The sequence below is a fragment of the Streptomyces pathocidini genome (genome assembly GCF_001418495.1).
GTDB classification, from domain to species: domain Bacteria; phylum Actinomycetota; class Actinomycetes; order Streptomycetales; family Streptomycetaceae; genus Streptomyces; species Streptomyces pathocidini.
This window is the reverse complement of the sequence record NZ_LIQY01000477.1, coordinates 1-11,546: the sequence shown is the minus strand read 5'-3', so window position 1 is coordinate 11,546 and position 11,546 is coordinate 1. Positions and strand designations below refer to the sequence as shown.

The window sequence follows — 11,546 nt, the reverse complement described above, 5'->3', positions numbered from 1 at the left end:
GACGGAGGATTCAGGCAGTCGTGGACGCGCAAGGACGTGAGCGGCCGGGCGACATCGACCCCGCGGACCAGTGGGTGTTCAATCCGCACACCGGCAACTACGAATTGCGACTGGACCCTTCCGCTGCGCAGCCGTCGCCCCCTCCCCAGCGCCGCCCCGCCCGGTCCCGATCCGAATCGCGCGCGGAGTCCCGCGCCGAAGGCCGGTCCCGTACGGAGTCGCGGGCCGAGGCCAGGGCCGCCTCGCGGACCGGCGCTCCGCCCGAGGAGGGCACGCGCCGCCGCCGCAGCGTCCCCCCGCAGCGCAGCCGCCGGGCGGCGCCGCCGGCCAGCCGCCGCAGACCCAAGTCGGGCCGGAAGCGGGCGCTGCACTGGACCGGCGGGGCGCTGGCCCTGATCCTGGTCGGCTGCTCGGCCGGGGGCGTCTATCTCTACCAGCGGCTCAACGGCAACATCAGCAAGATCGACGTCGGTGACGCGGGCAGCGGGAAGGCCACCAGCGACGGGCCGGTGAACATCCTGGTGATCGGTACGGACGTCCGTACCGGCAAAGGCAACGAGGGGTACGGGGACTCCGGCAGCGTCGGGCACGCCGACACCACGTTCCTCTTCCATGTCTCCGAGGACCGCTCCAACGCCACCGCGCTGTCCATCCCGCGCGACCTGATCACCGACATCCCGGACTGCCCCACCAAGCAGCCGGACGGGTCGACCAAGATCATCCCGGGTACGCCGCAGACCCGGTTCAACAACAGCCTCGGCCAGGAGGGCCGCGACCCGGGCTGCACGATGCGCACGGTCAAGGAGCTGACCGGGCTGTCGGTCGATCACTTCATGATGGCCGACTTCAACGCGGTCAAGACGCTGTCCTCGGCGGTCGGCGGCGTGGACGTGTGCCTGGCCAAGGACATCAACGACCCGGACTCGCACCTGCGGCTGTCCGCGGGCAACCACACCCTGGAGGGCGAGCAGGCCCTGGCGTTCGTGCGGACCCGCCACTCGGTGGGCAACGGCGGGGACTTGAGCCGGATCGAGATCCAGCAGCAGTTCCTCAGCTCCATGATCCGTAAGATGAAGTCCGGCGGCACCCTGACCAACCCGGGGAAGCTGCTCGACCTGGCCACGGCCGCCACCAAGGCCCTGACCGTCGACACCGGCATAGGCAGCATCGACAAGCTGCGCCAACTCGCGCAGGACGTGGGCAAGGTGGACCCCAAGCACGTCTCCTTCGCGACCGTGCCCGTCATCGACAACCCGGCGGAGCGGGTCAAGGCGACGGTCGTGCTGAACGAGCAGCCCGCCCGGCAGCTGTTCTCGATGATCAGCTCCGACACCTCGCTGACCGAGGCGAAGAAGCAGCAAGCGGCCAAGGAGCAGGCGAAGTTGAAGGGGCCGAAGGCCGATCCGTCGAACGTACGGGTGGAGGTCCTCAACGGGGGTGGGCCGTTCGGGGCGGCCCAGGAGACGGTGGACTGGCTGCAGAACACCGAGGGCGTGCTCAAGTCGAGCAACGGCGGCAACGCGACCGGACCGGAACAGAAGACCACCACGCTGACGTACGCACCGAACCAGGCCGACCAGGCCCGCGCGCTGGCCGCGATGATGGGCATGCCCGCCTCCGCCCTGAAGCCGGGCACCGAGGACGCGGGGCCGATGGTCCCGATGACGCTGACGCTCGGCGCGGACTTCCGGGGGGCGGGCACGCCGCTGACGGCGCCGACCAAGGCGCCGAAGGAAGTGCAGAAGGTGAACGCGGACCAGCAGGTCTGCGCGAAGTGACCGCAGTGACCGTGTACTTGACCATCGTGTACGTGACCATGAAGTGACCACCACGTGAGACGCCCGCCCACGGGCCCCACAGCACCGACTACCCACGGGGGAGGCCCGATGCGGCAGGACAGCGTTCGCCAGGACCGTGTCCGGCTGCCGAAGGCGCGCCGCGGCGCACCCGCCGACGCGCGCGAACTCGGCTGGGACGACAGCCTCTACGAGCGGGACGACCTCTACGAGCGCGAGGACCACGGCGGGCGCCGCCGGGGCGGCCCGAGCCGGCCGCCGGGCGACCGCCGGCGCGGCGGCCGCCCGCAGCCCGGCGGCCCGCGCGGCCGCAAGCGCGGGAAGAGGCGGATACTCCGCTGGTTCGCCACCTGTCTGGCGCTGCTGATACTCGGCGCGGCCGGGGCCGGATACCTCTACTACGAGCACCTCAACGGCAACCTCATCAAGGACGCGCTGAACCTCGGCGACAGCAAGCTCGACAAGAGCGCCCCGAACGCCGCGGGCCAGACGCCGATGAACATCCTCCTGCTCGGCTCGGACAGCCGTAACTCCGCGGAGAACGTGAAGCTGGGCGGCGCGAAGGCGGACGCGGGCCGCAAGCCGCTGGCCGATGTGCAGATGCTGCTGCACGTCTCGGCCGACCGCTCCAGCATGTCGGTGGTCAGCATCCCGCGCGACACCCGCGTGACCATCCCCAAGTGCACCGACACCGACGACGGGACGGTCTACCCCGAGGGCCAGGGGACCATCAACTCCAGCCTCCAGCACGGCGGTCCGGGCTGTACGGTCGCCACCTGGGAGGAGCTGACGGGCATCCCGGTCGACCACTTCATGATGATCGACTTCGCGGGTGTGGTGGACATGGCCGACGCGGTCGGCGGCGTCCCGGTCTGCGTGGACAGCAACGTCTACGATCCCCGGTCCGGACTCCGGCTGCCCGAGGGCGAGTCGGTCATCAAGGGCAAGCACGCCTTGCAGTGGCTGCGCACCCGGCACGGCTTCGAGGACGGCAGCGACATCGGCCGGGCCAAGGCCCAGCACATGTACATGAACTCGATGGTCCGCCAGCTCAAGTCCGGTACGAAGCTGACCGACCCGGCCAAGCTCACCGACCTCGCCGAGGCGGCCACCAAGGCACTCACCGTCGACCAGGACCTCGGCACGGTCAAGTCCCTGTACGACCTGGGCAACGACCTCAAGCGGATCCCGACCGCCCGGATCACCATGGCCACCATGCCGTGGGCACCGGACCCGGCGAACGCGGCGCACATCGTCCCCAAGCCGGGCGAGGCGGACAAGGTCTTCTCGATGATCCGCAGCGACACCGCGCTCGACGGCAAGGACAAGCCCACGTCCGGTTCGAAGAAGGCGAGCAAGAGCCCGGGGCCCAACGACCCGGCGGCCCCGAAGGGGCAGATCCCGGTCACGGTCCAGAACGGCACCGGTACGGCCACCCAGGCCCCCGTCACCGGCCGCGCCACGCAGCTCTCCGAGCACCTGCTCCGGCTCGGCTTCGCCCAGGCCGTCGCGGACACCACGCCCAAGTCCCGCGCGGACACCACCGTTTCGTACCCGAGCGAGGACCTGCGCGGGGACGCGCTGGCGGTGGCGAAGGCGCTCGGCCTGCCGGAGAGCGCGGTGCGCCACGCCTCGTCCGTCGCTCAGGTGACCCTGGTGGTCGGCGCCGACTGGCGCGCCGGGACAGCCTACGAGAAGCCGGCGGACTCGGGCGGCGCGGCGGAGGACAAGGCGCCGGAGAGCGCGGACGCGCTCAACGGGGACGACAAGTCGGCCTGTATGAAGGTGAATCCGGCCAACGTGTGGTGAGGCCCCTGGCCTTCCGGCCTCTTGTATGACGACGGCCGAGCCCCGGACCAGGGGCGCGGCCGTCGTCGTGCGAAACGGTGGCGCTAGCGGCTCACGGCGGCCGGGCGGCGGCTCGCGATGACCTTCCGGGCCAGGGCCTTGGGGCTCGTGAGGAAGCCCCAGCCCCAGGACATGTGCATCGTGGCCAGCGCCACCGGGATCCGGACCCGCGCCCCCGGCGCCAGACCCTTGCCCGCCGGGACGGAGCCCGCGGCGAGCGCGGCCGCGTACCCGGCCGGGACGGCGAAGCCCCACGGGGTGAGCACCGCACCCACGACCACGCCCGCGGCGATGGCGGCGAGCGCGGTCGGCGGCGCGAGGTAGCGGAGGTTGATGGAGCCCTGGTGGTAGCGGGCCACGACGTGGCGCCAACGCCCGTAGTCCTTGTACTGCTTGGCGAGGGCGCGCACGCTCGGCCGCGGGCGGTAGGAGACCTTCAGCTCGGGCGAGAACCAGATCAGGCCGCCCGCCTCGCGGATGCGGAAGTTCAGCTCCCAGTCCTGGGCGCGGATGAACTCCTCGTTGTAGCCGCCCTGCTGCTCCAGCGCCTCGCGCCGGAAGACGCCCAGGTAGACCGTCTCGGCGGGGCCGGCCGTACCGCCGGTGTGGAAGGCCGCGTTGCCCACGCCGATCTTCGAGGTCATGGCGGCGGCGACGGCGTGCTCCCAGTCGTTCTCGCCCTCGGCGTGCATGATGCCGCCGACGTTCTGCGCACCCGTCTCCTCCAGGAGCCGTACGGCGGTGGCGATGTAGTCGGGCGACAGCATGCCGTGACCGTCCACCCGGACCACGACCGGGTGCCGGGACGCCTTGATCGCCGCGTTGAGCCCGGCGGGCGTACGGCCCGTGGGGTTGGGCACCGTGTGCACGCGCCCCCAGGAACTCGACGCCGTTTCGCGTACGAGCTCGGCGGCGATCTCGTCCGTGCGGTCCGTGGACGGGCCGAGGGCGATGACCACCTCCAGCTCGCCGGCGTACTCCTGCTCCAGGATGTGCCGCACCGAATTGCGAAGGTGGCGTTCCTCGTTGAGCACCGGCATGATCACGGAGACGGCCGGGAGGCGCTGTTCAGGGGATCCGTTCATCAGGATTCACGTTACCGCGAACGGGGGACACGTCCCGCACGCGGACCGAGGGGCCCGGGGCCGCGGTCTACCGTGGCGTTGGTCACAGCCAACCCGCGCGGAGGTGTCCCCCTTTGACCGCCCCGGCCCGCTCGCCCCGGCCGCGCCCCCGCCCCCGCCCCCGGCCCCGGCCCAGACGCCCCGCCGGGCCCCGGCCGCGCTGGGCGCGCAGGATCGGGATGACGGCGTCCGCGCTCCTGCTGGCCGCCGGGGGCTGCGGGCACGCGGTGGTCTCCGGGCTCGACACCGCCATCGGCCGGATCGACCCCTTCGAGGGGCTCAACAACCGGCCCAAGGGCAGCGACGGGCTGAACTTCCTGCTGGTGGGCACCGACGGCCGGGAGAAGCTGACCGAGGAGCAGCGCAAGCGCTACCACCTCGGCGGCGCGCCCTGCCACTGCACCGACACGATCATGCTGGTGCACCTGTCCGGCGACCGGCGCCGGGCGAGCGTCATCAGCATCCCGCGCGACTCGTACGTGCACCTGCCCGAGCACACCGACAGGGCCACCGGCGAGCGGCTGCCGGCGCACGCCGGGAAGATCAACGCGGCCTATGCGCAAGGGGGTCCGCAGCTGACCGTGCGCACCGTGGAGAAGATGACCGGGCTCCACCTCGACCACTACATCGAGGTGGACTTCACCAGCTTCATGAAGACCGTCGACGCGGTGGGCGGGGTCGAGATCTGCTCGGCCCGGCCGATGAAGGATCGTTACACCGGCCTCGACCTGCCGGTGGGCACCAGCAGGCTGAACGGCGGCGAGGCGCTGCAGTACGTACGCTCCCGGCACATCGACGGGGCCGCGGACCTCGGGCGGATGCAGCGCCAGCAGCGGTTCCTGGCCGCGCTGATGGACGAGGTGTCGAGCGGGGGCGTGCTGATGAACCCGGTGAAGTTCGACCGGGTCGCCTCCACGCTGCTCGGCTCGGTGCGCGCGGACCGCGGGTTCGGCACGGACGAGCTGGTCGACCTCGGGAAGGCGATGCGCGGCTTCAAGCCCTCGTCCTCGGAGTTCGTCTCCGTGCCGATCGAGGACCCGAGTTACCCGGTGGCGGGGCTCGGCTCGACCGTGAAGTGGGACGCGGCGAAGGCCGGGCGGATCTTCCGGGCGCTGCGCGCCGACCGGCCGCTGGCGCACCGCCCGGCCGAGCGGCGAGCGGCGCCGGTGGATGTGGCCCCGCAGCGGGTGCGGGTGCGGGTCGACAACGGGACGGGGCGGGCCGGGCTCGGCGGGCGCGTGACGCGCGAGCTGCGCGCGAGCGGGTTCGCCACGCAGCCGCCGGGGAACGCGCCCGCGCCGGCGAAGCGGACGGTCATCACGTACGACCCGCGCTGGGACCGCTCGGCGCGGACCGTCGCGGCGGCGCTGCCGGGGGCGGAACTGCGGGCGGTGCGCGGGCAGGGGCCGGTGATGAGGGTCACCCTCGGCTCGGACTTCCGCGAGGTACGCAAGGTGCGGGGTACCCCACAGCGAGGCGTGGGCGGAGCGGTGACCGGCGACCAGGTGACCTGCGAGTGACTGCCGGCGGACCGGGTGCGACCGGCCTCTCTGACAGCTGGTGCATCGCGCGGCACGCCCCCGTCTGGCTGACCTAGTGGAGAGCCTGCCCCCCAGCCGCGCCCCCGCAGACGACGGTTCCGGTACCCGGCTCAAGGCCGCCGGGGCCACCGCGAGTCAGTCGTCGAGCCCCTCGGCTGCGTGCCGCTCGCGCAGGTCCTTGATCGCACGTCGACGCGCGAGCCGGTGCGTGCGGCGAATCTGCGCCTCCTGGTACCGGCGCTTGTCCCTCTCGGTCTCCGGGATCACCGGCGGCACCCGCCGCGGCTTGCCGTCCGCATCCACCGCCGCGAAGACCAGATAGGCGGAGCCGACCTGCGTCGCGGGCGCCGACTCGTTCCAGCGCTCGGCGAGGACCCGAACACCGATCTCCATGGAGCTGCGCCCCGTCCAGTTGCACTGCGCGCGCACGTGAACAAGGTCACCCACTTTGACCGGCTCCAGGAAGACCATTTCGTCCATGGAGGCGGTGACCGCGGGGCCGCCGGAGTGGCGGCCGGCGACCGCGCCCGCCGCGTCGTCCACCAGCTTCATGATCACGCCACCGTGGACCGTCCCCAGGAGGTTGGTGTCGCCCGCCGTCATGATGTGGCTCAGCGTCGTGCGGGATGCGGCGGTGGGCTTGCCCGGAATCGTTTCTTCCGGGGCGGCTGCCTGATCGGTCATGCCCTCCACCTTATGCACGGATAAGCCCCCACCCCCGCCGCCGTTTCTTTGCATCAGGTCTGCTACAGGCGGGGTGCGATTCCCCACTCGCCCTGTCTTATCGACGTACCGGCCAGGCACACTGCACGTTATGAACGAGTGGCCCGATGGATGGTCCGGCGACGGCAGGGACCGGTACGGACGCGGCGGCGCCCGGCCCGAGTCGGCGCGCGCCATGCCGCATGTGCAGCGCCCGCGCTCCGGCGACGGCGCCTACGGCGGTGGGTACGGCAGCGGTGGGTACGGCGGCGGTCCGCACCGGGCCGAGCCCCCGCTGCCGCCCAACCTGTCGCCGCACCGCCCCGGCGTGCCCGGGCAGCGGGACCAGGGCTACGACGACTACCTCGACGACGGCTACAGCCAGGGCGAGGTCTACGGCGGCGGCCGCGGCGGCGGTCGGCCGCCGCACGGGCAGTCGTACGGCCGCCCCGCCCCGCGCTGGGGCCGGCGGATCAGGATAGGCACCCTGACCCTGCTCGTCGTCGTCCTCGCGGCCTCCGTCGGCACGTACTTCTGGGCCGACTCCAAGCTGCGCCGCGAGGTCGACCTGAGCAAGGTCGAGGACCGCCCGGAGGCGGGCGAGGGCACCAACTACCTCATCGTCGGCTCCGACAGCCGCGAGGGCATGACCGATCAGGACAAGAAGGACCTGCACACCGGCTCGGCCGCGGGCAAGCGCACCGACTCGATGATGATCCTGCACATCGGTGACAACGGGTCCACGATGGTCTCGCTGCCGCGCGACTCCTGGGTCACCATCCCGGCGTTCAAGGGCTCGGAAACCGGCCGGCAGTACCCGGCCTCCCAGAACAAGCTCAACGCCGCCTACTCGCGGGACGGCGCCCCGCTGCTGGTGCGCACGGTCGAGTACAACACCGGCCTGAAGATCGACCATTACGCGGAGATCGGCTTCGCGGGCTTCGCGAAGATCGTGGACGCGGTCGGCGGCGTCGAGATGAACATCCCGCAGGACATCAAGGACGACAAGTCGGGCGCGGACCTGAAGAAGGGCACGCAGACCCTCGACGGCAAGCAGGCCCTGGCCTTCGTGCGCACCCGCTACGCGCTCGCGGGCAGCGACCTCGACCGCACCAAGAACCAGCAGAAGTTCCTCTCCGCGCTGGCCAACCAGACGGCCACGCCCAGCACCGTGCTCAACCCCTTCAAGCTCTACCCGACGATGGGCGCCGGCCTGGACACCCTGATCGTCGACAAGGACATGAGCCTGTGGAACCTGGCCAGGATGTTCTGGGCAATGAAGGACATCTCGGGCGGCGAGGGCAAGCAGCTGAACATGCCGACCTCGGGCGCCGCGCCGATGGGCTCGCTGCGCTGGGACATGCCGAAGGTCAAGCAGCTGGTGTCGGAGCTGAAGAACGATCAGAAGGTCACGATCGGCAACGAGTGACCACGGCGTACGAGGAGGGGCCCGGACCACTCGGTCCGGGCCCCTCCTCATGAGCCATGCGCCATCTCTTCATGAGCCATGTGCCTTTGGGTGCATGTGCCATGCGCCTTGGGCGGACGCCTACTTGGGCAGGTTCCGCGCCATCACGATCCGCTGCACCTGGTTCGTGCCTTCATAGATCTGCGTGATCTTCGCATCGCGCATCATGCGCTCCACCGGGTAGTCGCGGGTGTAGCCGTAGCCGCCGAGGAGTTGGACCGCGTCCGTGGTGATCTCCATGGCGGCGTCCGAGGCGTAGCACTTGGCGGCGGCGCCGAAGAAGGTCAGATCGCCGTCGCCGCGCTCGGACCTGGCGGCCGCCGCGTACGTGAGCTGGCGCGCGGCCTCCAGCTTCATCGCCATGTCGGCCAGCATGAACTGCACGCCCTGGAAGTCGCCGATCGGCTTGCCGAACTGCTTGCGCTCGCGCACATAGCCCTTGGCGTAGTCGAGGGCGCCCTGCGCGATGCCGAGCGCCTGGGCGGCGATGGTGATGCGGGTGTGGTCCAGGGTCTTCATGGCCGTCGCGAAGCCGGTGCCCTCCTCGCCGATCATGCGGTCGGCGGGGATGCGGACGTTGTCGAGGTAGACCTCGCGGGTCGGCGAGCCCTTGATGCCGAGCTTCTTCTCCGGGGCGCCGAAGGAGACGCCCTCGTCGGACTTCTCGACGACGAACGCGCTGATGCCCCTGGAGCGCTTCTCGGGGTCGGTCACCGCCATGACCGTGTAGTACTCGCTGACCCCGGCGTTGGTGATCCAGCGCTTCACGCCGTTGAGGACATAGCCGTCGCCGTCCCGTACGGCCTTGGTCTTCATGCCGGCGGCGTCGGAGCCCGCGTCCGGCTCGGACAGGCAGTACGAGAACATCCCGTCGCCCTGGGCGAGCGGCGCCAGGTACCTCTTCTTCAGCTCCTCCGAGCCGGAGAGGAGCACCGGCAGCGAGCCGAGCTTGTTGACCGCCGGTATCAGCGAGGAGGACGCGCAGACCCGCGCCACCTCCTCGATGACGATCACGGTGGCCAGCGCGTCGGCCCCCGCGCCGCCGTACGACTCCGGTACGTGCACCGCGTGCAGGTCGCCCGCGACCAGCGCCTCCAGGGCCTCCTGCGGGAAGCGGCCCTCCTCGTCGACGTCCGCGGCGAAGGGCGCGATCTTCGCCTCGGCGAGCGAGCGCACCGACTCGCGGAGCATGTCGTGCTCCTCGGACGGCCGGTAGAGGTCGAAATCAGTCGAGCCCGCCAACGTTCTCACTCCCCAGAACTGCTAACTACCGTTAAGTAACCCTTAAGTAACCCTGATTCTAGGACGGTCGGCCGCACCGGCATAGGTGAGCTTGCTGACAGCCCTGACATCGGAGGGAGTGCCCGGACCCGCCCGCGACTATGCTCGGGCGCGCAGTCCGCACGTAACAGAGCGACCCGTACGCGCGGCCCCTCGCACGATCTGCCCGATGGAGCGACGCATGGCCCCGAAGATCACCGTGATCGGCACCGGATACCTCGGCGCCACCCACGCCGCCGCCATGGCCGAACTGGGCTTCGAGGTACTGGGCCTGGACATCTCGACCGAGAAGATCGAGATGCTGGCCGCGGGCCGCGTACCGATGTACGAGCCGGGGCTGGAGGACCTGCTGCGGCGCCATGTCGCCGGGTTCGAGGGCTCGTCGGGGCGGCTGCGGTTCACCACCTCGTACGCGGAGGCCGGCGAGTTCGGCGATGTGCACTTCATCTGCGTCAACACCCCGCAGAAGCACGGCGAGTACGCGTGCGACATGAGCTACGTCGACGCCGCCGTGGAGGCGCTGGCGCCGCATCTGCACCGGCCCGCGCTGGTGGTGGGCAAGTCCACCGTGCCGGTGGGCTCCGCGGTGCGGCTGGCCGCCCGGCTGGCCGAGCTGGCCCCGGCGGGCGAGGGTGCCGAACTGGCGTGGAACCCGGAGTTCCTGCGCGAGGGCTTCGCGGTGGAGGACACCCTGCACCCGGACCGGATCGTGGTGGGCGTCGCCGGCGAGCGCGCGGAGAAGCAGCTGCGCGAGGTGTACGCGACGCCGATCGGCGAGGGGTCGCCGTTCATCGTCACCGACTTCCCGACCGCCGAGCTGGTGAAGACCTCCGCCAACTCCTTCCTCGCGACGAAGATCTCGTTCATCAACGCGATGGCCGAGGTGTGCGAGGCGGCCGACGGGGACGTGGTGAAGCTCGCCGAGGCGATCGGGCACGACGAGCGGATCGGCAGCAAGTTCCTGCGGGCCGGGATCGGGTTCGGCGGCGGGTGCCTGCCGAAGGATCTGCGGGCGTTCATGGCGCGCGCCGGCGAGCTGGGGGCCGACCAGGCGCTGACCTTCCTCCGCGAGATCGACTCCATCAACATGCGGCGCCGCGGGCACATGGTCGAGCTGACCCGCGAGGCGGTGGGCGGCGGGTTCCTCGGCAAGCGGGTCGCCGTGCTGGGCGCGACGTTCAAACCGGACTCGGACGACGTACGGGACTCCCCCGCGCTCAACGTGGCCGGGCAGATCCACCTCCAGGGCGGGCAGGTCACCGTCTACGACCCCAAGGGCATGGAGAACGCCCGCCGCCTGTTCCCGACCCTCGGCTACGCACCGACCGCGCTCGACGCGGCGCGTGGCGCGGACGTCGTCCTCCACCTCACCGAGTGGCGCGAGTTCCGCGACGACCTGGACCCGGCGGAACTGGGCGAGGTCGTCTCCGAACGCCGCATCCTCGACGGCCGCAACGCGCTCGACCCGGACCTCTGGCGCGAGGCCGGCTGGACCTACCGGGCCCTGGGCCGCCCTCGCGCCTAGCGGCTCCGGGCAGAACCCGGGCGGACTCAGGCCTCGCGCCTGGCGACTCCAGGCCGAACCCGGGCGGATTCCAGGCTTGTTCGGCACCGCCGGGCTCCGCCGCGGTGGTTTCTCGCCACCGCGGCGGGAAGACTTTGCCGCCCCGGCGGCGAGCAATCGGTACGACGCAGCCCCGCGCTGCCAAGCCCACCGTGACCCGGCCCCGGCCAACCGTCCCCACCACCCGATCACTGCCGGCTCGGCGCCGCCGGGCTCCACCGC

The 11,546-nt window shown here is 71.3% G+C and carries 8 protein-coding genes; 5 read left to right on the top strand and 3 right to left on the bottom strand.

The features are described 5' to 3' along the window. Positions 1-20 precede the first annotated feature (20 nt). On the top strand, positions 21-1,778 hold the full coding sequence (locus AOK16_RS20785) for an LCP family protein (protein WP_055473709.1): 1,758 nt from the start codon (positions 21-23) through the stop codon (positions 1,776-1,778). Between the two features lie 108 nt (positions 1,779-1,886). Beyond that, the gene (locus AOK16_RS20780; RefSeq protein ID WP_055473708.1) at positions 1,887-3,605 is read left to right on the top strand and encodes an LCP family protein; all 1,719 of its coding nucleotides are present in this window, start codon (positions 1,887-1,889) and stop codon (positions 3,603-3,605) included. An 83-nt stretch (positions 3,606-3,688) separates the two neighbouring features. Here the strand turns inward: AOK16_RS20780 and AOK16_RS20775 are convergent, their stop codons facing one another. Beyond that, positions 3,689-4,729, bottom strand: a complete 1,041-nt coding sequence (locus AOK16_RS20775) for a glycosyltransferase family 2 protein (RefSeq protein ID WP_055473707.1) — start codon at positions 4,727-4,729, stop codon at positions 3,689-3,691. Positions 4,730-4,842: 113 nt separating this feature from the next. Here AOK16_RS20775 and AOK16_RS20770 point away from each other — a divergent pair, with 113 nt between their 5' ends. Continuing rightward, the gene (locus tag AOK16_RS20770) at positions 4,843-6,288 is read left to right on the top strand and encodes an LCP family protein (RefSeq protein WP_055473706.1); all 1,446 of its coding nucleotides are present in this window, start codon (positions 4,843-4,845) and stop codon (positions 6,286-6,288) included. Between the two features lie 156 nt (positions 6,289-6,444). On the opposite strand, the gene AOK16_RS20765 is transcribed toward AOK16_RS20770, so the two are convergent. Then, complete coding sequence (locus AOK16_RS20765) at positions 6,445-6,993, bottom strand: acyl-CoA thioesterase (RefSeq protein ID WP_055473705.1); 549 nt, start codon at positions 6,991-6,993, stop codon at positions 6,445-6,447. A gap of 130 nt (positions 6,994-7,123) precedes the next feature. Here AOK16_RS20765 and AOK16_RS20760 point away from each other — a divergent pair, with 130 nt between their 5' ends. Beyond that, positions 7,124-8,440 (top strand): LCP family protein, encoded by a 1,317-nt coding sequence (locus tag AOK16_RS20760; RefSeq protein WP_055473704.1) that lies wholly within the window; start codon positions 7,124-7,126, stop codon positions 8,438-8,440. A gap of 120 nt (positions 8,441-8,560) precedes the next feature. Here the strand turns inward: AOK16_RS20760 and AOK16_RS20755 are convergent, their stop codons facing one another. Next, positions 8,561-9,721: an acyl-CoA dehydrogenase gene (locus AOK16_RS20755; RefSeq protein ID WP_055473703.1), complete on the bottom strand. Its 1,161-nt coding sequence runs from the start codon at positions 9,719-9,721 to the stop codon at positions 8,561-8,563. A 220-nt stretch (positions 9,722-9,941) separates the two neighbouring features. Between AOK16_RS20755 and AOK16_RS20750 the strand changes: the two genes are divergently transcribed. Next, positions 9,942-11,285, top strand: coding sequence for a UDP-glucose dehydrogenase family protein (locus AOK16_RS20750; RefSeq protein WP_055473702.1), 1,344 nt, complete (start codon positions 9,942-9,944; stop codon positions 11,283-11,285). Positions 11,286-11,546 lie beyond the last annotated feature (261 nt).

Excerpts from the sequence above, each read along its gene's own strand:
- AOK16_RS20780 (WP_055473708.1), top strand. The coding sequence starts at position 1,887 with ATGCGGCAGGACAGCGTTCGCCAGGACCGTGTCCGGCTGCCGAAGGCG.
- AOK16_RS20775 (WP_055473707.1), bottom strand. The coding sequence starts at position 4,729 with ATGAACGGATCCCCTGAACAGCGCCTCCCGGCCGTCTCCGTGATCATG.
- AOK16_RS20765 (WP_055473705.1), bottom strand. The coding sequence starts at position 6,993 with ATGACCGATCAGGCAGCCGCCCCGGAAGAAACGATTCCGGGCAAGCCC.
- AOK16_RS20760 (WP_055473704.1), top strand. The coding sequence starts at position 7,124 with ATGAACGAGTGGCCCGATGGATGGTCCGGCGACGGCAGGGACCGGTAC.
- AOK16_RS20750 (WP_055473702.1), top strand. The coding sequence starts at position 9,942 with ATGGCCCCGAAGATCACCGTGATCGGCACCGGATACCTCGGCGCCACC.